Origin of the sequence: Paenibacillus gyeongsangnamensis (assembly GCF_027533625.1) — a bacterium.
In the GTDB taxonomy this organism is placed as follows: domain Bacteria; phylum Bacillota; class Bacilli; order Paenibacillales; family NBRC-103111; genus Paenibacillus_G; species Paenibacillus_G gyeongsangnamensis.
Genome location: NZ_JAQAGZ010000002.1, coordinates 233,570 through 257,153, shown reverse-complemented (window position 1 = coordinate 257,153; position 23,584 = coordinate 233,570). Strand labels below are relative to the sequence as shown.

The 23,584-nt window shown below is 47.2% G+C and carries 15 protein-coding genes and 3 pseudogenes; 13 read left to right on the top strand and 5 right to left on the bottom strand.

Annotated features, from left to right (window positions below):
- Nucleotides 1-16 precede the first annotated feature (16 nt).
- Genes O9H85_RS04180 through O9H85_RS04150 form a run of 7 tightly spaced genes read left to right on the top strand, consistent with a single transcriptional unit; the run spans nucleotide 17 to nucleotide 11,186 of the window.
- Nucleotides 17-3,007: an extracellular solute-binding protein gene (locus O9H85_RS04180; protein WP_269880036.1), complete on the top strand. Its 2,991-nt coding sequence runs from the start codon at nucleotides 17-19 to the stop codon at nucleotides 3,005-3,007.
- Between the two features lie 19 nt (nucleotides 3,008-3,026).
- The gene (locus O9H85_RS04175; RefSeq protein WP_269880155.1) at nucleotides 3,027-3,971 is read left to right on the top strand and encodes a carbohydrate ABC transporter permease; all 945 of its coding nucleotides are present in this window, start codon (nucleotides 3,027-3,029) and stop codon (nucleotides 3,969-3,971) included.
- Entirely contained in the window at nucleotides 3,971-4,873 is a 903-nt protein-coding gene (locus O9H85_RS04170; protein WP_269880035.1) for a carbohydrate ABC transporter permease, read from the top strand. The genes O9H85_RS04175 and O9H85_RS04170 overlap by 1 nt, the downstream gene beginning before the upstream one ends.
- Nucleotides 4,874-4,902: 29 nt before the next feature.
- Nucleotides 4,903-7,074, top strand: coding sequence for a YIP1 family protein (locus tag O9H85_RS04165; protein WP_269880034.1), 2,172 nt, complete (start codon nucleotides 4,903-4,905; stop codon nucleotides 7,072-7,074).
- The gene (locus O9H85_RS04160; RefSeq protein WP_269880033.1) at nucleotides 7,071-9,317 is read left to right on the top strand and encodes a DUF5696 domain-containing protein; all 2,247 of its coding nucleotides are present in this window, start codon (nucleotides 7,071-7,073) and stop codon (nucleotides 9,315-9,317) included. The genes O9H85_RS04165 and O9H85_RS04160 overlap by 4 nt, the downstream gene beginning before the upstream one ends.
- Entirely contained in the window at nucleotides 9,314-10,183 is an 870-nt protein-coding gene (locus tag O9H85_RS04155) for a carbohydrate ABC transporter permease (RefSeq protein WP_269880032.1), read from the top strand. Before O9H85_RS04160 ends, O9H85_RS04155 begins: the two co-directional genes overlap by 4 nt.
- Nucleotides 10,184-10,217: 34 nt before the next feature.
- A complete protein-coding gene (locus tag O9H85_RS04150; RefSeq protein WP_269880031.1) occupies nucleotides 10,218-11,186 on the top strand; it encodes a carbohydrate ABC transporter permease in 969 nt (322 codons plus the stop codon).
- Between the two features lie 262 nt (nucleotides 11,187-11,448).
- On the opposite strand, the gene O9H85_RS04145 is transcribed toward O9H85_RS04150, so the two are convergent.
- Nucleotides 11,449-13,836, bottom strand: a complete 2,388-nt coding sequence (locus O9H85_RS04145; protein ID WP_269880030.1) for a bifunctional YncE family protein/alkaline phosphatase family protein — start codon at nucleotides 13,834-13,836, stop codon at nucleotides 11,449-11,451.
- Between the two features lie 772 nt (nucleotides 13,837-14,608).
- Between O9H85_RS04145 and O9H85_RS04140 the strand changes: the two genes are divergently transcribed.
- Entirely contained in the window at nucleotides 14,609-15,007 is a 399-nt protein-coding gene (locus O9H85_RS04140) for an MFS transporter (protein WP_333474164.1), read from the top strand.
- Between the two features lie 305 nt (nucleotides 15,008-15,312).
- On the opposite strand, the gene O9H85_RS04135 is transcribed toward O9H85_RS04140, so the two are convergent.
- The gene (locus O9H85_RS04135; protein WP_269880028.1) at nucleotides 15,313-15,951 is read right to left on the bottom strand and encodes an HD domain-containing protein; all 639 of its coding nucleotides are present in this window, start codon (nucleotides 15,949-15,951) and stop codon (nucleotides 15,313-15,315) included.
- Nucleotides 15,952-16,124: 173 nt separating this feature from the next.
- On the opposite strand from O9H85_RS04135, the gene O9H85_RS04130 reads away from it, so the two are divergent.
- Together O9H85_RS04130 and O9H85_RS04125 are read left to right on the top strand one after the other, a co-directional pair.
- A complete protein-coding gene (locus tag O9H85_RS04130; protein WP_269880027.1) occupies nucleotides 16,125-17,027 on the top strand; it encodes a LysR family transcriptional regulator in 903 nt (300 codons plus the stop codon).
- A gap of 124 nt (nucleotides 17,028-17,151) precedes the next feature.
- Nucleotides 17,152-17,298 (top strand): annotated as a pseudogene (locus O9H85_RS04125) (RNA polymerase subunit sigma-70); the annotation flags it as partial.
- A gap of 801 nt (nucleotides 17,299-18,099) precedes the next feature.
- Here O9H85_RS04125 and O9H85_RS04120 read toward each other — a convergent pair.
- Together O9H85_RS04120 and O9H85_RS04115 are read right to left on the bottom strand one after the other, a co-directional pair.
- Nucleotides 18,100-18,525, bottom strand: a complete 426-nt coding sequence (locus tag O9H85_RS04120) for an exosporium protein C (RefSeq protein ID WP_269880026.1) — start codon at nucleotides 18,523-18,525, stop codon at nucleotides 18,100-18,102.
- 273 nt (nucleotides 18,526-18,798) lie between these two features.
- On the bottom strand, nucleotides 18,799-19,518 hold the full coding sequence (locus O9H85_RS04115; protein ID WP_409348100.1) for an IS6 family transposase: 720 nt from the start codon (nucleotides 19,516-19,518) through the stop codon (nucleotides 18,799-18,801).
- Nucleotides 19,519-19,662: 144 nt separating this feature from the next.
- Here O9H85_RS04115 and O9H85_RS04110 point away from each other — a divergent pair, with 144 nt between their 5' ends.
- The gene (locus O9H85_RS04110) at nucleotides 19,663-19,983 is read left to right on the top strand and encodes a hypothetical protein (RefSeq protein ID WP_269880025.1); all 321 of its coding nucleotides are present in this window, start codon (nucleotides 19,663-19,665) and stop codon (nucleotides 19,981-19,983) included.
- A 298-nt stretch (nucleotides 19,984-20,281) separates the two neighbouring features.
- Nucleotides 20,282-22,750, top strand: a complete 2,469-nt coding sequence (locus O9H85_RS04105; protein ID WP_333474158.1) for a cytochrome P450 — start codon at nucleotides 20,282-20,284, stop codon at nucleotides 22,748-22,750.
- A 91-nt stretch (nucleotides 22,751-22,841) separates the two neighbouring features.
- On the opposite strand, the pseudogene O9H85_RS04100 reads toward O9H85_RS04105, so the two are convergent.
- Nucleotides 22,842-23,003, bottom strand: a pseudogene (locus tag O9H85_RS04100) (IS6 family transposase); the annotation flags it as partial.
- A 306-nt stretch (nucleotides 23,004-23,309) separates the two neighbouring features.
- Here O9H85_RS04100 and O9H85_RS04095 point away from each other — a divergent pair.
- Nucleotides 23,310-23,512, top strand: a pseudogene (locus O9H85_RS04095) (sigma factor); the annotation flags it as partial.
- Nucleotides 23,513-23,584: the final 72 nt, after the last annotated feature.

The following is a 23,584-nucleotide window of genomic DNA, read 5'->3' as shown; positions in this document are numbered from 1 at the left end:
GGATGGGGGTGAAGGAGTGCCTGCGAACCGGCGAAACAAGATTTACCGCATATTAATTCCAGTAATGGCAATGGTCTTCCTATGCTCCTCAACAGCTTTAGGATTCACCGTTCATCCGGCTTATGCCGAAGTGCCAGCCGCCGCAAAGACCGGCTCTGCCGAAACTAACGCTAAATCGGTTGTCCGTCTTGACGACTTTGAGCCTTATTACCTCGAGATGCTGAACAGTTGGGAGAAGCAAGGCTTCAAGGAGGCGCAAGGCGCGCTGCGGATACCCGGAACGCAAATTTCCGGACAATCCGGGGACGCCTTGGCAACCCCGGGCAGCTATGACGGGAAGAACGGCGTACTGATATGGAAAAGCGACCGCGACAATTGGATCGAATACGAGATTGACGTGCCGCAGGACGGCCTTTACCAATTGAATATGACATATCATCCCTATAACGATCCGAACTCTAACCAAACGATACGCAAGCCTGCCGTGCTTTCCGTGCAGGTCGACGGCGCCTTTCCGTTTAAAGAGGCGAGAGCGGTAGCGTTTCGTAGATTGTTCAAAGACGAACTGCCTGCGAAAAAGGACCGTAACGGCGACGACATTCGCCCGGGAGCGCTCGAAATCGGGAAGTGGATGACGGAACCGTTCGAGGATTCGGCCGGCTTCTACAGCGAGCCGCTCAAGTGGTATTTCAGTAAAGGGCGGCATACAATAAGGCTCTCCGGCAGTGATCCGATCGTCATTGATGCGATCGAACTCGCGCCACCATCCCATCCTGAGACGTATGACAAGATATCGGCCGGGTACCCCTCCGCCCAAACGCAATCTTCCCAGGTTCAGATTCTGCAGGCCGAAGAGATGTCCTCCAAAAACGACGTCGCAATTCAGATGGCGGTGGATAAGGATCCGTTTTCCATGCCGAGAGCGGGGCGCTACGAGACCTTCAATACTGTCGGAGGAACGCGCTGGCAGAATGGCGGACAGACCGCTTCATGGAAATTTTCCGTGCCCGAAAGCGGCCGATACAAAATAGCAATGCGCGCGTATCAAGGCTTCAGCTCGAATATGACGACTTACCGGACGATCGCGATAGACGGAAAAGTGCCGTTCGAGGAGCTGCTGTCTTATCCATTCCGGTATTCCTCCCAATGGCGCGGCATTACGCTCGGCGGCGGGAATGGGAAGCCCTACGAATTTTATCTGGAAAAAGGAGAGCACGTCCTTTCCATGACGGCCGTTATCGCTCCGTATGCGCCGGTGATCGTGCAGACCGAACATGTTAACAATTCGGTGCTTCAGGTCGTCGAGGAACTGAAGAGTTTAACCGGCGACATCGTGGATAAAAGCAGGACATGGAAAAGCGCGGAACAATTTCCTGAGCTTCCGAGTCAATTGGAACAAATTTATGAAGGGCTGCAGCAGGCTGACCAGCAAATGCTCAAGGCGAACGGCGGCCGCGATATTACGCTGCAGACCATCGAGACGGCCATGGACGACATCAGGAGCTATTTGAAATATCCTGACGAAATTCCTTATCACATGGACGAGATTGCGTCCATGCAGGAGAGAATCGGGGGCATCCGGGAAGCGTTGACCAAAGCACCTCTTCAGCTGGATCAAATCTACATTGCTCCGGTCCGCGCGGATTTCCCGGCAATGGAAGCGAACCCGTTTCAGAAGATCGGCGGCGCTGTCGCGAACTTCTTCTATTCTTTTATTCCGAAGGACAATCTGAGCAATTTGGATGAAACGGTGCTTAACGTTTGGGTCAACCGCGGGCGCGATTATGTAAATTTGCTGCAGGAATTGTCGGACCAGCTGTTCACGCCGCAATACGGCATCAAAGTCAAAGTCAATCTGCTCTCCGACGAAAATTTGCTTATTTATGCGAATGCGGCGGGACTTTCGCCGGATATCGCTCTTGGGCAGCCGCAGGACAAATCGATTGATTTTGCGATGCGAAACGCGCTGCTTGATTTGAGCCGGTTCCCGGATTTCAAGGATGTCATGAAAAACTTCGCTCCTGGGGCGATGCTGCCTTTTTTCTATAATGGAGGTTATTACGCGCTCCCGGAGACTCAGTCGTTTAAAGTGCTGTATTACCGCAAAGATATATTGAACCGGCTTGGATTGTCCGTTCCTAACACATGGGAAGATGTATACGCGATGCTGCCGACGCTGCAGCAGAACGGATATAACTTCTATGTCAATTCGAGCGACTATATCACGTTTCTATACCAGAATAACGCGCAATTTTTCACGCCGGACGGAATGAAGACGGCTCTCGGTTCGCCGGAAGCGTTTAAAGGCTTCAAACAATGGGTCGACTTGTTCCATATTTACGACATCGAGAAGAGCGTGCCGAGCTTTTACCAGCATTTTCGCAAAGGCGATATGCCGATCGGCGTGTCCGATTACAACATGTACGTTACAGTCGCATCGTCCGCACCTGAGCTCGCCGGCTGGTGGGGCATCGCTCCGCTGCCCGGAACGAAGCAGCCGGACGGAACGGTGGCGCGGTGGTCGGCGGGCGGCCAAACGACCGGATTTATTTACAAAAACTCCAAGCATAAGGAAGAGGCGTGGCTGTTCCTGAAATGGCTGGTTTCGGCAAATATTCAGGAGCAGTACGGGATGGATCTAGAATCGTTTAACGGCGTTCAATTCCGCTGGAACACAGCGAACATTGAAGCATTCACGAGGCTTCCGTGGCCGAAGGATGATATGAAGGTCATTCTCGAGCAATGGAAGTGGTACAAGGAGATGCCGAACCTGCCCGGCTCGTATATCGTCGGCCGAGAGCTGAACAACGCCTGGAACCGTTCCGTTATTGACGGGATGAATTACCGCGAATCGCTCGAGGAATCGGTCGTGAACATCGACCGGGAGATGATGCGCAAGCAGCAGGAATTCGGTTTTACGGATCCGAACGGCCATGTTCTGCATACGCTCGACTTGCCGCAAGTCGACAAACCGTGGGAAGGGGTGGACAAGTATGTTCCCAAATGAGGCGAGCATGGCGCCAGCGATGAAAAAGACGCAGCGAATCCCTCTATCCTCCCTGATCCGGGAACGGATTCGGCTCATCTGGTCATGCCGTATGTCCTATTTGTTCATTGCGCCGTTCCTGCTTTGCTTTACAGCATTTATTTTCATTCCGGTCGTCTTGGCATTCCTGCTTAGTTTCACAAATTACAACGGATTGGAGCCGCCGCGTTTTATCGGGTGGCAAAACTATTTGTACCTGCTGTCGCAGGATTTGATTTTTCTGAAATACGCGCTGCCGAATACGATTCAATTTGCTCTGATTGTAGGGCCGGGCGGGTATGCGGCGTCATTTTTCCTGGCCTGGCTGATCTCGCAGCTGCCAAACAAGGCCAGAATCCTGTATTCGCTCGCGCTCTATACCCCTTCCCTGACCGCGGGAATTGCTATGGGCGTCGTCTGGCTGCCGATGCTGACCGGCGACAGAATCGGATATTTGAACAGCTTCCTCCTAAATCTCGGCTTTATCGATACGCCGGTTCAGTGGGTTCTGGATAAAAAATATTTGATGGGCGCGATGACCGCGGTCACCTTGTGGTCAAGCATGGGCATCGGCTTTCTGGCGCAGCTTGCGGGAATTTTAAACGTAAACGGGGAACTGTACGAGGCGGCCCGCATCGACGGCGTCAATAGCCGCTTGCAGGAGGTTTGGTACATTACGATTCCGTCCATGAAGCCGCAAATGCTGTTCAGCGCAGTTATGGCGATTGTCGGCACATTCAAGTCCGGACAAATCGGCCAGGTGCTGTCAGGACAATTCCCGACCCCGCAATACGCCGGCCATGTACTGATAAGCCATATCGACGATTACGGGGGCATCCGTTTTGAGATGGGGTATGCGGCGGCAATTTCCGTATTCCTGCTGCTAATGATGTATTTGTCCAACAAGCTGAGCTGGAAGCTGTTCGGAAGCAAGGGGGATGAGTGATGGCTCATTTAGCGAACATAAATCAAGCATTCCGTAGGCTCCGGAGAAGAACAGGGCTGAGCCGTGTCGATCGTTTCCAAACGATGCTTTACGCGCTTCTTACTTTGCTTGCCGTGTTCATGCTGCTTCCGCTCGTTTATATTTTCAACAATGCCTTGAAGCCGTACAGCGAACTGTTCATTTATCCTCCGCGCATCTTCGTGCAGCATCCGACGATGCAGAGCTTCATAGAGCTGTTCAATGTGACCGGAAGCTCGCTAGTGCCCGTAACCCGGTATATGTTCAACAGCATCGTGACGACCGCAACGAATGTCGTATGCGTGACTTTAGTCAGCGCGATGTGTGCTTACCCGCTCTCCAAGCATTCATTTCCGGGGCGTAAAGCGCTGTTCGGCGCCATATTGCTCACGCTGATGTTTGCTCCGGAAACAGTAGGAATTCCAAGATATTTGGTCGTTACGCACCTCGGCATTATGAACACGTACTGGGGCCACATCCTGCCTTATTTGGCGGCTCCGGTCAGCGTGTTTCTTATGAAGCAGTTTATCGATCAGGTGCCGAATGAGCTTCTCGAGGCGGCTCGAATGGACGGGGCCGGCGATTTCACGGTTTTTTTCCGGATCGTTATCCCGATCGTGATGCCGGCTGTTGCAACGGTAGCGATTCTAACCTTTCAAGGGATCTGGGGGAATACCGAGTCGTCCAGGCTGTTTATGCAGGACGAGGCCATGAAAACATTCCCGTTTTTCCTGTCTACCTTGACGAACGGCCTTGCCAACAGTGTGGCCCGGCAAGGAGCGGCGGCGTCGGCGGCGCTTATCTTGTTCCTGCCCAACTTCATCATTTTTTTGTATTTCCAGCGCAAGGTGATTGCCACCATGGCGCATTCCGGCATCAAATAACGGATTGAACCAGGAACGGAGGGCCGATGATGAAAGCCCAAACAAGCGGTCGGATACTGCTTTTTCTCTCCATGATGCTTCTCATGGCTGCAGGTATGCCGCTCACTTCATTCGCCGACGTAGTTTATTGGACGAACACGAAAGACAGCAACGGCCATCTCATCTGGACTCAGCCGGCCTATTATCCGGTACGCATGATCGGTACGAATTTAACCTTACCGGATAAAAATCGGCCGGGGGTTATGATACCGTCGCCCATGCAAAATCCGAAGGACCTGTTCATTGACAGCCATGATCACATCTATGCCGCGGATACGGGGAACAACCGCATCGTCGAATTCGGCAGCGACGGCAGCTGGCTCCGTTATATCACAGTACCGGAAAGCCCGCTGAATAAACCGCAAGGATTGTTCGTGACCAAGGACGGCGATATTTATGTAGCGGACACCGGCAACAAACGCGTTGTTCGGCTGGATCAAAACGGCAAATTGATCAAACAGTATAACCGCCCGGAATCCAATTTCATTCCGCAATCATTCAAATATGACCCGGTCAGGCTCGTCGTCGATAAACGCGGTTTTTTGTATATCCAGACTCTCGGCGGCTACCAGGGATTGCTTCAGCTCGATCCGGACGGCAATTTTCAAGGCTTTTACGGCGGGAATCAAACGAACCTATCGCTGCTGGACCTGTTTAAGAGATTCGTCTATACGAGGCAGATGTACGCCAGCCAGATCAGCAAGCTTCCGGGTGCGATAAGCAGCGTCGCCGTAGACCGGGACGGATTTATTTACACTACGACTGTCGGTCAGGACATTAATAAAGATCAAATCAAGAAGCTGAATATTCGCGGCTTGAACATGTTCGATACCAAAGACGAGAATACGGGCGGCTCGACGAGCCGGACCTTCGGTGAAGTCCGTCCGTGGGATGCAGCCAACCTGTCGGGCCTCGGGGCTCAAGGGGCAATCACCCCGCAGTTGATCGATTTGTGCGTCGATTCGAACGGCAACATAACGACCATTGATGCGACCTTCAAATACTTGAACCAATATGACGCGAGCGGCAACCTTCTTTTCTTCTGGGCGGGACCGTCGTCCGCGAATACGACCCAGCTTGGGCTCATGAAAAACCCGGTCGCGATCGATGCCAATTCGCAAAATGATTTGTATGTGCTCGACGATCGGGAGAACGTCATTCAACAATTCCGCCTTTCCGAATTCGGAAAAAAAGTGAACGAAGCGAATAATTTGACGCTGCAGGGACGATACGAAGAAAGCGAAAAGCCGTGGGAGGATGTTCTGCGCCTGAATGCGAATTACACGCCGGCGCTGCTCGGACTTGGCAAAGCCGCCTACAAGCGCGGCGACTACGCGCGAGCTATGGAGCTGTTCAAGCTGGGCGGCAGCCATATGGGGTATTCGGAAGCGTTATGGCAAGTTCGGCTGCAATGGTTTCAAAGATATTTTCCCTGGTTCTCGACCGTCATGTTGACAGCAGCCGTCCTATACAAGGCGCTGGAAACCTCTACAAGGAACGCCGCATGGCGAATTCGATGGCGGGGACGCCGGCGCTCGCAGAAACCTCTTATCGTTCAATTGAAGCATGCATTCTACATTTTGAAGCACCCAATAGACGGATTCAGCGCAATTCGTTACGAATCCAAGGGAAGCTATCCGTCGGCATTCATTCTGCTGGGAGGAGCGCTACTATCGGTGGCGGCTACCGATCTTTATACCGGCTTCTCGTTTAATACCATCGATACTCACGAGCTGAATTTGGCAGCGGTATTTCTTGAGGTCGCGTCGCTCTGGATCGGCTGGGTCGTATCCAACTATTTGGTCAGCTCCATCTATCGCGGGGAAGGCCGATTCAAGGATGTATTTGTCGCCAGCGCCTATGCGCTGATTCCGCTCATTATGATCGGCATTCCGCTTGCCGTGTTTTCCAATGTGATGACGGATTCCGAACAATCGATTTATAGCTTTTTGAAACTCGGGATGTATGTATGGATGGCGCTATTGTTTATCTGGCAAATTCAGTCGCTGCAAAACTATACGATCGGCGAGACGATAGCCAATATCGTATTGTCCCTGCTCGTATTCATGGTCCTATGTATTGTTGTTATGGTTACGTTAGGACTTAGCAGCGATCTGAAAGACTTTATTATTGAAGTGTATCGGGAGGTGAGATGGCGGTGAGCTTGAAAATACGTCCCAATAAATCCGCTATCGCCGCGATCCTCTTGATCTTGTCTTTAGGAGTGTGGGCCGCGTTTCACCTGAAAATCGGCACAATAAGCCAGCAATCCGCTCCGGTGCCGGAGAACGGAGCGGCCGGTGCCGCCAAAGTACCCAAAGGGCTTGACGAGCTCCCGAAAGAGGCCGACTTTCAAACCGTTGCGCAGAACGATATGGTGGAGCTCAAGCTCGACGCGAAAACGGGACACTTTCTTGTATATGATAAGCGAAACGGCAATATATGGCGCTCATACCCGGATCCGTCGCAATGGCCGGATGAAAATCAGGACGGGGTATGGAGAACTCATCTACGCTCCCCGATCATGTTCCAGTATATCGATTTGTCGAATAACAAATCCCAGCCGAAGGAATCGAATTTCCTCGAAGAAAACGGAAGCATCAAAGACGTGCAGATGATTCCGGACGGCTTTCGCCTTACCTTCGATATGCCGTCTAGGCAAATTGCCGTTCCGATTGAAGTGAAAATCGATAAAGATTCCGTCGTTACGCGGATTATCGATTCCGGGGTAAAGGAAGGACGCATGAGTCTGGTTTGGATGAGGCTGTATCCGTTCTTCGGAGCCGAGCATTCGGCCGGACAGGACGGCTATATGCTGATACCGGACGGTTCGGGCGCTTTGATCAGATACGGTTCTAACGACAGGAACGGGAAAAGCATTTACAGCGAGCCCATTTACGGCCAGGACTTATCCTTTAAAGTTAACAATCTCGATGGTTCGAGTTCGAGAAAGCAAGTCGTCATGCCGATATTCGGGGCTAAATCGGGCAACCGGGCGTACTTGTCCGTCGTTGAGGACGGAGCGGAGTTTGCCGAAATCGTCGCATCGCCGGCCGGCGTTTTCAGCGGTTTCAACTGGATCACCTCGCAGCAGGATTACCGGTCCTCCTATAAGCAGGTGACGAACCAACAAACAAACCGATCGTTCATCGCCTACAACAAGGATAACCGCTTCGGAAGCGACCGGGTTGTCCGATATTTGCTTCTGGATACCAATAAAGCCGATTACGCCGGCATGGCCGAGCGTTACCGCCAATATTTGATCGACAACTATGGATTGAAAAAAATCCGGCCCAAAAGCGGTGATGTGCCGATGACCGTCAATCTGGTGGGCGGCGAACTGGAAAAGGGACTTTTTACCGACAAATACTTAAAGGCTACGACGACCGACGATGCCATGCACATCGTGCAAAGCCTTCGCGGGCTAGGTATCGGCAACATGGTTGTCAACTACCTGGGCTGGCAGGGTGACGGCTACAGCTCCTATGGAGGCCTGTTTCCGGTCGACAGACGGATCGGCGGCAACGATGGCATGAACCGGTTCATTAGCTTTGCCCATTCGCTTAACGTCCTGGTCTATCTGCAAGCCGACTACACCCTCAATACGACCGGCGCCGACGGCTTTCTCTCCTTATTTCACGGTCTAAGGGATGCGGGTGGAACCGTATTGAAGCCCTATGTCAGCTTGAATTGGCTGATGGGCCATGTGCTGGACCGCGACATCCGCTCGTATAAGGGGTTGGGCGCCGACGGCGTGACAATGGCCGGGATCGGGGCATACGTAAACAGCGACTACAATTCGAAGTATGGCGCCTCCAGAGACGAAAGCAGGAAGCTGCATCAGGAAATTTTAAAGAAGTTTCAAGCTGCCGGCCTTGAGGTGCGGGGGCTCAGCTCGAACTTTTTCGCATTGCCCTTCGTGAGCACGATCGATCATTTGGCCGACGATTATTCGTACGATGTATTCTCGGGCGAGGGCATCCCGTTCGCGCAGATGGCGCTGCATGGGCTGATCTCTTACACCTCCGAGGACGGGAACAATCGCCAGCAATACCAGAACGGGTTTCTGCACGATTTGGAGTACGGTTCCGAACCTTCCTTCGTTTTTGCGTATCGGAATACCGCTGAATTGAAATACGCCAACGAGCTGCACATCTTCAACCCGGACTACGCGGAATGGGAAAAGCCGGCCGTCGAGGAATATAAGAAATACAACGATGCGCTGGGCGATGTGCAGAGCGAGTTTATCGTGAACCACCGGTCGCTCGCTCCGCAAGTCAAAGAGACGACGTTTGAGAACGGCAAGCGCATTATCGTCAACTATGGCCCGAAGCCTTATACGGACGGCAAACGGACGGTAGATCCGGAAGATTATTTGGTTATCGAGGGGGGAGCAAAACAATGACAGGCAAGCGGCGCTGGAAGGCATCGACCGTGCGCAAGCTGGAAGGCTCGATCTTTATCGCTCCCTGGATCATCGGCTTTCTGCTCTTTATGGCGTTTCCGTTAGGCTACTCGTTTTATATGAGCTTTCATCAGGTCAGAATTTTGGCAACGGGGATTGAGATCAAACCGAGAGGGCTCGAATATTACCGATTTATCCTGCTCGAAAACGCCTCCTTGCTCTACGACCAACTGTTTCCGTTCCTAAGACAGGCGCTGCTGATGCTTCCGGTCATCCTCGTATTTTCACTGCTCGTGGCTATCATGCTGAATCAGAAGTTCCGAGGGCGCGCGGCGTTCCGTTCCATCTTCTTTTTGCCGGTCATTTTCACAACCGGGCAAGTTGTTCAGGAATTCATGAGTCAAGGCGAAGGCGGGCTGCAGTTCATCCAGCAATACAATATCATGAGCCTGGTCTCGCAAAATCTGTCCTCCGCCTGGACCAAGCCGATCGTCGACATTATGGGCTCGTTCGTTCTTATCCTCTGGTATTCCGGGGTACAGATTCTCATCTTCCTGGCGGGACGCCAGACGATCGGCAATTCCGTTTACGAGGCTGCCCGCATTGACGGCGCGACCCCTTGGGACGTATTTTGGAAAATCACGCTTCCGGGCATGCTTCCGTTTATTTTGCTGAACATGATTTATACGACGGTAGACCTGTTTACGTTCCCGACCAACCCCGTATTATCGCAGGTGAACACAACCAATTACGGGCTGTCGAGCGCATTGGCATGGATTTACTTCGCGATTATTTTCATTTTTCTGGCAATGATTTTCTTTATTTTTTCCAAAATCCAGAAACCCTATAAGTCGACTACGAGATAACCGCTGCAAAACAATTGGATTGGAGGAAAAACGGATGGCTGTACCGTTATTGAAGATGAAACCTGTCCGCAAAGGACGACTTCCATGGAGAGAGCGCTTGACCCGGTTCCGCTGGTTTCTGTTCGGCAAAGAAGCGGACAAAGGGTTTCTGTTCCGTCTGTTCATTTATTTGATCCTGATCGATACAGCCTATATTTATCTCAAGCCTATTCTTTACATGATATCGACCATGGTGAAGGATTCGGCAGATCTGCTCGATCCTTCCGTCATTTGGGTGCCGCGGTCCATTTTCACCGGCGTCCTGCAGGATGCCTGGTCCAAACTGAGGTTCCCGACGGCTTTTACGATCAGCCTTACGATGTCGCTGTGCGTTTCTTTGCTGCAGACGGTTTCCTGCGCTATCGCGGGGTACGCCTTTGCAAGACTTGACTTTCCTTTCAAGAGGTTTTGGCTGTTTTGTTTGCTGCTTTCGTTTATAGTGCCGACGCAGGTAATCATTTTGCCGATGCTGCTGGCCGCGAGCAAACTGGGACTGATGAAGACGTACCTTCCGATCATCATTCCCGCTCTTTTCGGGCACGGGCTGAAGGGCGCCCTGTTCGTCATCATATACCGGCAATTTTTCTACTCGCAGCCGAAAGAGCTGGAGGAAGCAGCCAAGATCGACGGCGCCAATGTGTTCAAAATATTCTTCAAGGTCATGCTGCCCCTTGCCAAACCGGCAATTCTGGTCGTGTTCCTGTTCTCCTTTGTTTGGACCTGGAACGATTCGTACTTGCCCTCGATGTATTTGAACGGCGAGAAGAATGTCCCGCTGTCATTGGGCCTTTCGCAAATCCAGACGCTGCTTGCCCAGCAGGCGCAGGATGTCGGACCGTCGATATTCGATGAGCCGCTCAAGTTGGCAGCCTCGTTTCTGATCATCTTTCCCCCGTTGATTATTTACATGTTCGCGCAACGATGGTTTGTCGAAGGCGTGGAAAGAACGGGACTTGTCGAATAGGGGAAACTGCTCTCTACGCTGGGTCACTGGATCTTCTGTACGGTGCTAAACAATGGCATTTTAACACTTTATTTTTTGAACACAAGCTGAATAAGGTGGCAATAGATTGAAGCAAGAAATGGCGGTGCAGGGATAACCTCCCTTACACCGCCATTTCTTCATTACTCATACGATTTTTTCATCAAGCGAGCTGTCCATCAAGTGAGGAGACCTGTTTTTGAGACAGCCTCATGGAATTTAAAAGATTCGTGTTAATGTCGGTTTATTTTTTGGATTCAGGGTACGGTTGGTCTCCTTTTGTTGCCAACCAGATCGCATGGTTGAGCTTATCATGATCGGCCATATCCGGTTGCGAGAAGTCTTGCTGTTGCGAAATGGCAGCCATCGGCGCACTTTGCCCGTTGATGGCATTGAGCGGATAGGTCGGCTGTTCAACCGAATACGGCGCAAAGTTCGGATGATTCGTGAAAGTATTAAGCATCGGAATCGCCGAAGCGTCAAACTGTGTCATCGGCTTCATGCCTAAGATCATTTCCATGGTACGATAGATCGACATTTGATCATAGAAGGTGCTGTCCACATTCCCTGTTTGCGTGTACGGACTGATAACCAGAGCCTCTTCCCGGTGTCCGTCAACGTGATCCGCTCCATCTTGGGCATCATCTTCCGTTACGAAGATTGCCGTATCTTTCCAATACTTTGAGTGACTCACAATATCAACCAGTTTGCCAAGGGCAAGGTCGTTTTGCGCCACATAGGCTGACGGTGTCGGGTGTCCCGGTGTTGTCCCTTCGGTATGATCGTTCGGCAGATAGACCATTTCGAGTTGAGGCAAGCTGTCGTTTTGCTCAAATTGCTTGAACTCTTTAGCCCATTCATCTACTCGCTGAACATCTGAAATTTTGAAGCTCCATCCTGGAAATTGCGCGTCAATGTTGTTCCCCATGCTAGGATCTTTCGGTGTAGAGATTCCCGTCTGTGCATTATAATTCACAGCCTCGCCATAATCGCGGAACGATACGCCGGATCTGAATGCATTGTTCCATAAAAATCCTTTGCTTACTTCTGTGGCTTCGCTATCGCCCCCTGCTTTACGGCTGGAGTAATGTGCAAGCCAGTTCTTTTCCGAATAATCGTTGGATATCGCTTGAGTTACCCATGGATGTCCTTGCTCGCTGACCTCTCCATCTGAATAGAGGTTGTCCAGAGTTACAAATTGATTGGCAAGCTTGTGCAGGTTCGGAGTAACCTGTTGGCCAAACTGCGTTAAAGATGGATCGCCATTGCCTTTTCCCAAATCGCCGAATACCTGATCGTAAGTACGATTCTCTTTAATGACATAAATCACATGTTTGATCGGGGATTTCTGATCGGCAAAGCGAGGAATGGAGGATTCTCCTTCACCTTTCACACGGCTGAACCATCCTATTTCGCTGGCTTCGCTTACTTTATTGTTATCCTCGACCTGCTTGGTATAATCTTTCAACTGCTTATCGTCAGGCACATCAATGAAGGACATGGTCCCTTTGATCATATTTCCGACATATTCATGTTTTGGATTCGGGCCGGCACCCAGACCTTTGGCGTTAAGTACCATAAGTTGCTTTCCGTCTTCCGTCAGATTCACAGCGGTCGGATACCAAGCGGTAGGTATAAGACCCTTCACGGACGGGGAAGAATGGCTTGTCCCGTCACCCAAATCGACTACCGCGATATCATTATTTCCGGCATTGGCTACATACAGTGTTTTTCCATCTTTACTAAATGTAAGGGCATTCGGAGTACTACCTGTTGGCGCATTACGGTACGGAGAGAGGGAGATGGTTTGAACCACTTGCTGCTGCTTCGGGTCGACAACAGAAATATCATCGCTGTCCCCATTGGCTGCATAGATGAATCCATTCGTCGGATTCTCGGCCAGAGCATTCGGATGCAGTCCAACCGTAACGGTTTTCTTAACGCTTAAATCTTTAGTATTCAGGACGGTGATGCTGCCTTCTCCCCAGTTACTCGCATATAACGTGCTTCCATCCTTACTGAGAAGTACTGTATACGGGTCTTTCCCGATAGTGGTAGTCACCGCGATTTGACCTGTTGTAAGGTCAATGCGGGAGACGGAATTATTTAAGTTGTTTGCGGTATATAAAAACTTTCCATCAGCGGTGACCGCAAGTCCCTGCGGATAAAATTTGGTATTGTTTGCATCTTTCATGAGAATAGGAGATTGCTCGGTAAGAGTCCCGTTATTAAACTGAAAAACGCGAATTTTGTCATTGCCGCTCGCTGAAGCGTACAATGTTTTACCATCTGGGCTGAAAACAACGCCAAGAAAGAGCGATTCCGGACTTTTATAGGGAATCGTCTGCACGATCTTTTGCTGGGCAATGTCAACGACTTGCAGGGATTGGGTTCCTTGTCCGTCGTTGGAAACCACCATAAACCGGTGATCCGGACTGATAGCTGAACCCATCGGGAAATCACCCAATGTCAACTGTTTACCTGCAGGCGACAAAAACCAACCGTGAGTATTAACCCCCGTGTTGTCCGACTGGGGGCCTGCCCCAATGTTGTAAGAAGCCATGGCTGTTCCGGATCCGACTACCGTTGCCGCCAATACAACTGCAGCCATCCTTTTGCTGATTTTTTTCATAAATACTCTCCTTTTTTTAAAAATTCAATTTCTCAGCAGTGTTGTTTTGACTATTTTTTTACTATGTATTAACTATGAATTAACAACTGCTGTATTTAAAGTCTAGAAGAGATTTGTTAATTGATTGTTAGAAGAGTTTTAAGATTTTCTCAGATTCCGTAAAATGGTAATATCGGATCAATTATACAATTGATAATGTCGAATTAAGTCTTAATATACCGTAAATTGGTGAAATTGGTGCTATTATACTAATTGATGATGTCGAATTATGATTTATACGGGTCTAGAGTTAGAACATACGGAAACATATGGACCATCAAACGATGGGGTGAGTAGAGCGCAGCCTTTCGTCAGCCTTAACGATAACATTGATACAACCACGGCGGCCGGTAAGTCGATGTTTAAGGCGTTGAAGCTGTATGATAGTAAAACTCATACTGTGAGAAATCTTAATTATAGATACCAATATATACCATGCGTTTGCGGGTGTCAGCAACGCTGGTACTACCCCTAGTTACTAAAGGAGAATGTGTAACCAAAACAAGAGGTGATAACGTGGAGCCAGTGTCTCAACCGAAAAAAAGAACGCTTTTCACCATGAATCCGATCATTGTGGTTCTTGGACTTGTGAGTTTATTTACCGATCTTTCCAGTAATATGATCGTACCTATTCTCCCCCTGTATCTAACTTCTGTACTGCACGTTCAAGTTGGGTCGATTGGAATCATTGAAGGAATCGCCGAAAGTACCGCGAGCATATTAGAATTATTTTCTGGGTGGATTAGCGAACGCCTCGATGCCGGTAGGCATGCTGTCGGACCGCATCGGTCGTCGGCCGGTACCGATTTCCGGATTTGTGATCTTTGCACTCATTTATTTTGGATTTGGCATAGCAAAGAGTGTCATGTGGATCTGGATGCTGTTCATCTTGTACGGACTTTATTATGCGTTTACGGAAGGTATACAAAAGGCCTATATTGCCGACATTGTACCTGAAGGGCAACGAGGAACCGCAATGGGTACATATAACGCCATGACCGGAATCGCCGCATTACCGGCTAGTATTCTTGCGGGATTTTTATGGCAGACGTTTGGCCCTGTGGTTGCTTTTAGCACAAGCAGTGCGATTGCCATATTCGCTGCATTGTTCATGGTGATCTTCCGCATTTAAGGAAAAGAATTGACTCTCGTAAATGAATTTGAAATTGCAGCTTTCTCGTGCGCTATTCTGCAGGAAGAGGTAAGGCGGATGCGAGAGGAATGGGACTTGTAGAATGAGCCGGGACGGATAAATAGTGAATGCCAATGTGAGGCTGTCATCAGTAGAGAGATAATCTACTAGGGACAGCCTCATTTTTAATTTAAAGTTGTAAACAAATTGATAACAAGTCTTCAATGAGTGTAAACGGCATGTTGGAGTGGATGTAAACAAAACGGCAGTTTAGTGGATTCATTCAAAATATGAGCACCTGAGCATTATTCATCCCATTTGGAATGGAGGATACAGTCGCAGAAACTGGGTCGTTTGTATCCTGGAAGGAGCAACTCGCAAACATCAGATTTGATATTGCCAAAAGTCGTTTCCGGTTTATGTTTGAATCCTTCCAAAAACGCGGGCAATATTCTTTGTTTGAACTGATTGCGGGGGAATGCGGCAACGATTTGTTGACGCACCTTTTCCGTGATGAGATCGAAATTATCGCCCATAACGTCGTAACCGACACCGGAATACATAAGCGCGACTTCCGTTTCTTTATATTCGGCTACACCGATGGTGGTATGCAGGGCGATGGTATCCCATACAAGCCGGATGGATTCCTGGGGGACACCGCGACTTTGAAGAAAGTCACGCGCGGCGTTGGCTCCGTCAACTTCAAAGCGTTTATCTGGGCTGCTGTATTTGGGGGTGAGACCTAAATCGTGGAAAAGAGAACTGATATAGAGCAACTCGGAATCATATTTCAATCCAGCTTGATTCCCTTGAATGGCGGCAAAAAGAAATACCCGGTTGGAATGATTCCATAATAGCTCGTCGCCATGCTCACGCAACAATTCGGCTGCTTCTGCAGCCAGATTGCTATCGGGAATCTTTACATTTGCGATAATCTTTGACATGGATAATAACCTCCCTAACTGAAAATTAATTGCATATTTATTGTATTATTCGTTTTATCATAGATCAATATTATTATTTTTATTGAAACGATAGATGAAATAGATTATCATGTATTTATATTGTGATGTCTGTTCACGATTTGAAATTTAAGCTGTCAGGAGGGGAGAATACTTTGGAATTAAGACAATTGGAATGTTTTAAAGCGGTGTGTCAGGAATTGCATTTTACTAAAGCTTCCGAGGTCTTGGGAATCACGCAGCCTACATTGAGTTATCAAATCAAATTGTTGGAAGATGAGTTGGGTGTTCCCTTATTTAATCGGATCGGCAAGAAAATATCCATGACGGCTGCCGGAGATATCTTATACAAGTATTGCCATACAATCTTTAGTTCATTAGCTGGAGCTCGCGAAGAAATTCAAGAGCTGCAGCACGCTGAGCGCGGTGTGCTCGCTTTTGCTGCTCTAATTGGGGAAATCAATGAGTTCGTATCCGGTTTACTGGGAGAGTTCTACAAAACCCATCCTAAACTGCAATTTAAATTATACGGTGTGGAGGATGTAACAGGGCCGCTAATTCAGGAGGATCTTGATTTTGGAGTCACGATGTTGCCGCTTGAGGATGAGCGATTCGAGAAAATTCCTCTTTATGAAGAGGATTTTTATTTTGTGACGAGAGAGGACCATCCTTTGGCGGGTCAAGCAACAATAGACTTTGAAGAAATTAGAAAGCAAGCGGTCGTGATGTTTCCAAAGACGCATCGCTGCCGCCAGATGATTGATGCCATATGCTCCACCAAAGGATTTCATCTGCAGCCCCAAATTGAAACCGCCACAATTGAATCTTTGCTGCTTCTGGTCAGGTCCGGAGCCGGAGTATCCATTTTGTCGAAGACGTTGCTGGAATTATACGATAAGCAAGATTTGCAAATCATCCCCTTATCCAATCCCTCGCTGCGCCGGGAGGTGGGTGTGATTTACCTCAAGGATAAATATATGGGAAGTGCTGCAAGAGAATTTATTGAACTCATACAAAAACATGTTCAATTATTTAGAAGAAACACATTAAAAATATAATAAAAGATGTAGAAGTAACGTAAGCGGCGAAATTTAAGCAGGGCATCTAAATTTTGTGGTAGTGATACAGGAAATGGTGGTAGAGCGCTTACATGGCACGCAAGAGGTCAGGGGTTCGATCCCTGGATTGATAAAAGCGATCGAATCGTTTTCTCCTGAAAAAGGAACAAAGTTGGCTACATTCGCGGCGGGATACATAGAAAATGAAATTCTTACTCTCATCGATATCCTCGGCACAGAAGCTGACGATGTCAGCAAAATTTACGAGAGCTCATCTTAGTGGTCGAGAATAAGATAAATTCGGTTCATGTGCAAAAATTTAAATTGCCACAATATATAGTGTCCTGAAAATTCATTTGATGTTAAATTTAAGTTACATATGGTATATAAAAACATTTTTGCACCAGAACTTGGTTTTAAATATTTTAATCACTTCTTATCTGTGGATTATGTGAATAACTATTGTGAATACTGTGAATAAACTGAAAAATCAGACTTGTCAGCGGGACGGGCATGATAGGCTGCCTAGCCTCGCGATGCATATTTTAACCGCATTCGCCCAATCGCGAGAAATCCATGCCCGTAGAGGCTCCGTGTCAAGGGCGGCTACGAAACACATTTTGAAAAACTACGAATTCGTGAGAATAAGGGAGTAAGACTCTAAAGTTAAGGGTTTAAACCGATTGTATCACGGCTTAAGCCCGTAATTTCTCTAATTCGTTCCTGAGCTCCATACCCGGCTTGATCGTCTGTAAATTCTCCGTATTTGCTTCTTCTTTTACCAAACCATATGGCTTTCACTCCTTAAACCACATCATACTATTATCAGAATGGACAAGACTATTCAAATATAAACCTGTCCACTATACGTCCCCTTGTCCTGTCCGGGTAGAAAAAATGGTAATTTAAGTATATAAACACGCATCAGTTCAGATTCCTGGTAGCGAAAAAGCAGCCCATCCTCTGACGAGGAACGAGCTGCTTTTTTCATCCATCTTGGAATACCCATTCCCTCAAAATCGAAGATTTTGCAGGGCTCTCTATACAGATGCTGAAAATTGCAAATATGGTATTAGGTTCTCGTTTTAACGGCTAACCCACTAAACGATACAGGACCAACAACATCGGCTCTTGTATTCGCAGTACGGTTTTCTGCTGTGACTGTGTAAACATGGGTACCCGATCTTACATTTCTATCTTCCGCCTGGAACGTAACAGCATAATTTTGTTCAGAACCAGCAGATTCGATACCTTGTTGTGTGTTGAAAATCTCTCTTCCATCGCGGAAGATTCTAAAGAGAATTTGCGCAATGCCAGTGACACCTTGGACACCCACGGTTGCTACCAAATCTACCCGATTAGGTTGAGAATTCACTGGAATCCGTATTGTGATTGTTGCAAGGCGAGATCTTGCTGGTGAACGTCGGATAATAAATGAGGTTGCTAAGTTGAATCTATTACGCGGCTGGACGGCAGCTTTATCGAGAATACGTACCAAAATATCAACTCCTCTTGTTTGATATCTCCAAGATATGGTGGACAAAAAGAGAATGATTGGACATTCCAATTAAGTTGCTTTGATTTGAGGCAATAATTTTTTTGTAAAGCTTGGATTTTACTACGCTACGGAGAACGTTGAATAAAGGACTACATACAAACGAAGAAGGAGCCACCGCGGCAGCTCCTTACTTCTTTACAAAATCTAGGTTTTTGTAGGTTCTGGTGCAAACATTTAAAAAGATCAAAAAGTATGACAAGTTATTAGGTTTACTTATGCTGCCAATCCAAATAATCTATTAATCAGTTCAACCGTTGAAAGGACAGGCGAATGATTGCATTCGGCCTGTCCTTTCCTAATCATATGCATGCACTCGATTCCCTTCAACGTCTTATCAGCAGTCAGAAACGATTTGAAACCAAGCATGGGATTTGTAATTTTCTTTATGAATCGGTGATCTTGCTCCACAATGTTGTTAAGGTACTTTGTCTGTCGGATTAAGGTTTCTTTCGATAGGACTTTTTCATTCGTTAATTGCTGCAACGTGGGTGGGTACGCAGGGTTCTTATCAACCGTAATTACGCGTGGGGATTGATTATGAGGCGAAGATAAAGCCTTCTTGAAAAATCGTTTCGCCGCATCAACATCACGATTAGTTGCCAGCATGAAATCAATTGTGCTGCCCTTCGAATCAACTGCCCTGTAAAGATACATCCATTTTCCTTTGACTTTAATATAAGTCTCGTCAACACGATAAGAATCATTTGTCGATTTCAAAAAGGGTCGAATTCGCTTGTCTATTTCAGGACCAAACTGATGAACTGGGCGCATGATCGTCGTATGTGCAATATTCAATCCTCGTTCTTTCATCATTTCCGTTAAATCCCTATAACTTAAACTATATTTCAAATACCATCTAACAGTTAATAAGATAAGTTCTGCTTCGTAATGTTTCCATTTGAACAAATTCAATGCCGGTTCCATTTGCCACATCCCATTTTTCAGTTCAGCCAATAATACCACGGGAAATGTTTTTGCACCACAACCATTATTTTTAATTTTTTGCAACACAACCGGGATGATCTAGTATTATCTAACTCTCAAAAAAAGGCTGGAATCTCGTTATCATCGTTGTTTATGAGTCACGAGATAAATTCAAAGAATGATATAAGTATTTCATCGTCTAGACTTAATGATATATCTTTTGGTGTCGATTGGCATACAAATAATGAAAATATCGTTCGAAGTAAAATGGATGATATTATAAATGTTTGTAAAAAAATCGTTCTATCAGATAATCAAAACTTCCCACGGGTATTCGCCTTAAGGGATAATATTTTTGTCTTTACAGATAGCTTGCTAACAACTGGTTCTTATGGGGAATTTACTGGTGATTGGTTGATTTTCGAATGGAAAAATAACGAATTCAAAATTAGAGCAGTTATGGAGTTTGAGTAATAAATTTTTAATTAGGGACTGCTGAACAGCCTCTAAAATCCTTTATCCACAAGGGTTTGGAGGCGTTTTCGTCGAATCCATATGCAAGGAAATTGTGAACGGGATGCCAAAAACCTTGCACATGGAGTGGATAAATCGTGTATCAGCACCATACAGTTCCCCCTGTCACATCTTATTACTTCATTTCAATATCTCAAACTTTTGCTCGTCTGGTTGTTATTACGAAGTCGTTTTCATATACTAAAAACGGAAAGAATATTTATTCCATTTTGTATAAAATAAAGGGGTGGAAACAATCGTGGAGAATAAGAACTTGATTCCGCAACCCAAAACATACGGACCCTTTGCCAATCTCCCCTTGCTTGATATGGAAAAACCAGTGCAATCCATGATTAAACTTGCTAACGAGTATGGGCCGATTTACCGGTTTGCGCGTCCTGGAGGCGATACACTGATGATCTCTAGCCCTGAACTAGTTGCCGACGTATGCGATGAATCCCGCTTTGACAAAAGTGTAGGCGGAGCACTCACGAAGGTCCGCGCGTTTACCGGTGACGGACTATTTACAAGCGATACTGAGGAGCCGAATTGGCGCAAGGCCCATCATATCCTGATGCCTAGTTTCAGCCAGCGGGCGATGAGAGGCTATCATGACATGATGTCGGATATTGCGTTACAGCTTGTGCAGAAGTGGGCGCGTCAGAATCCAGATGAAGAACTTGAGGTGCCGGAAGATATGACGCGGCTTACGCTTGATACGATTGGTTTGTGTGGATTCAACTATCGATTTAATAGTTTTTACCGGGATCAGCCGCATCCTTTTATCACCAGCATGGTCAATGCGCTTAACGAATCGATGAATCAACTGCAGCGGCTGGGCATACAAGATAAGTTGATGTTTCGCACCAGGCAGCAGTTTAGGGCAAATATCGAGTACATGAATACTGTAGTAGACAAACTGATTATGGAACGTAGGAAAAAAGGTAATCAGGGATATGACGATCTTCTCTCCCACATGTTGAACAGCAAGGACCCTGAGACGGGGGAACAACTGGATGACGAAAACATTCGCTACCAAATCATCACTTTTTTAATTGCCGGTCATGAAACCACTAGCGGCATGCTGTCCTTTGCCATTTATTATTTATTGAAAAACCCTAAGAAACTCCAAAAAGCCTACGCCGAAGTGGACCAAGTGTTGACTGGTTCCGTTCCTACGTATAAACAATCGCTAAACCTGAAGTATGTGCGAATGATTTTAAACGAGGCGCTGCGTCTGTGGCCGACGGCGCCAGCTTTTTCGTTGTTTGCAAAAGAGAATACACTGCTCGCAGACCGTTACCCAGTTCACAAAGGGCAGCGCATCACCGTTCTTCTCCCCAAGCTGCACCGGGACCATGGCGCGTGGGGTGAGGATGTCGAGGCCTTCCGTCCTGAACGTTTTGTAGATTCAAGCAAAATATCGCAACACGCTTACAAGCCCTTTGGCAACGGACAACGAGCTTGTATTGGGCAGCAGTTTGCCATGCATGAGGCAACACTAATTCTTGGCATGGTGTTGAAGCATTTCGAGCTGATTGATCACACTGATTATCAGTTAAATATTAAAGAAACTTTGACCTTGAAGCCTGAGGGGCTGAAAATGCGAGTCCGGCTTCGACATCGAGTTGAGATTGAAGCCTCATCGTCTGATGAGCAAATAGCAGTAAAGGCTGAGCAAGCAGTAGTTAAGACCAAGCAAATTTCATTAGAAGCAGATTCATCTGTCCTCTTATCCCAAATCTTGCAACAGCATAACTTCCCTCTTCTGGTGCTGTACGGTTCAAATCTTGGCACAGCGGAAGGCTTGGCTCGTGAACTGGCGCACCTTGCTCAGGAAAGAGGGTTTAACAGCAAGGTTGCCCCTTTAAAAGATTATGTTGGCAAATTGCCAAAAGAAGGCGCAGTCCTTATTCTCACCTCTTCTTACAACGGCAAGCCGCCTGCAAATGCCAAAGCATTCGTCCAATGGATTGAAACAGCAAAACCAGAAGAAATTGAAGGTGTGCATTATGCCATTCTCGGCTGTGGCGATCATAACTGGGCAGAGACTTACCAGCATATTCCACGTTTCATCGACCAGCAGCTTTCAGCAAAAGGTGCACTCCGTCTAACTCCCTTGGCTGAACGGGATGCGAGCGGTAATTTCGAGCATCAGGAAAAACAATGGATCGAGCAACTATGGCTGGACCTCTTGAAAGGGTTAGGGATAGATCGGCGAACGGGTTTGAAGCACATGTCTATTGGTAATCAACAGAAGGAACAATTGCAGAGACAAGGGAACCAACAAGTACAGGAACATGTGCAGGAACATTTGAAGATTGACATCTTCCAGCAAGACGAGGATTTACCTTATAACCCTCCGACCCTGGTGGAACGAGCCCTGCAGAGATATGGATTGCGTAGACATGATCGCATCGTCATTCACGCTCCTGTAAATAGCGTGCCCCACTTGCCACAGGACCAGTTGCTTTCTGCTTTTGATTTGCTAAGCTATCATGTCAATCTGCAAGCTATAGTAACTCCAGAACAGTTACGTGAGTTGGCCTCTGTAACTATTTGTCCGCCGCATCAGGTTGAACTGCAGACACTATCACAGGAAAACAATTACATTTCCGAAATTGTCTGGAAGCAGATGACGATACTCGATTTGCTGGAAAAATACGAAGCCTGCCAATTGCCATTCGAGCGTTTCATCCAAATACTACCTGAACTACCTCGGGTGTAGGTGTTCAGGTTCTGGTGGCAACATATAAAAAGATCAAAAGGACTACAATGTATCAGGCTTACTTATGCTGCAAAACCAAATAATTTATTAATCAGTCCGACCGTTGGAAGGACAGACGAATGATGGTATTCGTCTGTCCTTTTCTAATCCTATGCATGTACTCGACCTTCAACGTCTTATCAGCAGTCAGAAACGATTTAAAACCATGCATGGGATTTGTAATTTTCTTTATGAATCGGTGATCTTGCTCCATAGACTGAACTTGAAAATGGGATGTGGCAAATATGCGTTTGGTTCATCAGTTTAGTTCTGAAAAAGACAAGCGAATTCGACCTTTTTGAAATCGACAAATGAAATCGTTTATTGAAGCGAAATCGAGAATGTCAGGCTCTTGCTATCCTGGAAAGAGGGTAATCAATTAGTTGAACTGTGGATAAGAAGAATGGAATCAAAAGCTGTTTTACATACTTCATTGTTAGTACATTAAGTATAGTGTCACTACATAGCAGGGCGGCTTTCTATAACTAAATACTAACCACTGGTTACATCGGTTCGTGTTCATATCGTCAAAAAATTCGACAATACAGGGGAAGATCTTGAGGATCTTATCTCTATAGGAACGATTGGATTAATCAAAGCAATCGAATCGTTTTCCCTGATAAAGGGACAAAATTAGCAACGTTCGCGGCGCGATGTATCGAAAATGAGATTCTAGTGCATCTGCGGTCGCTTAAAAAAACTCGCAAGGACGTCTCGCTTCATGCTTCAGTATAAACGAAGGCAGGTACATAAAATGGACGAGCTTATTAAATTGGTAGAGGATAAAATAAATTC

Bases quoted from the DNA above. Each gene is read 5' to 3' on its own strand.
- O9H85_RS04175 (WP_269880155.1), top strand. From the start codon at position 3,027: ATGAAAAAGACGCAGCGAATCCCTCTATCCTCCCTGATCCGGGAACGG.
- O9H85_RS04155 (WP_269880032.1), top strand. From the start codon at position 9,314: ATGACAGGCAAGCGGCGCTGGAAGGCATCGACCGTGCGCAAGCTGGAA.
- O9H85_RS04165 (WP_269880034.1), top strand. From the start codon at position 4,903: ATGAAAGCCCAAACAAGCGGTCGGATACTGCTTTTTCTCTCCATGATG.
- O9H85_RS04115 (WP_409348100.1), bottom strand. From the start codon at position 19,518: ATGTGGCAAATGGAACCGGCATTGAATTTGTTCAAATGGAAACATTAC.
- O9H85_RS04170 (WP_269880035.1), top strand. From the start codon at position 3,971: ATGGCTCATTTAGCGAACATAAATCAAGCATTCCGTAGGCTCCGGAGA.
- O9H85_RS04135 (WP_269880028.1), bottom strand. From the start codon at position 15,951: ATGTCAAAGATTATCGCAAATGTAAAGATTCCCGATAGCAATCTGGCT.
- O9H85_RS04145 (WP_269880030.1), bottom strand. From the start codon at position 13,836: ATGAAAAAAATCAGCAAAAGGATGGCTGCAGTTGTATTGGCGGCAACG.
- O9H85_RS04150 (WP_269880031.1), top strand. From the start codon at position 10,218: ATGGCTGTACCGTTATTGAAGATGAAACCTGTCCGCAAAGGACGACTT.
- O9H85_RS04110 (WP_269880025.1), top strand. From the start codon at position 19,663: ATGAGTCACGAGATAAATTCAAAGAATGATATAAGTATTTCATCGTCT.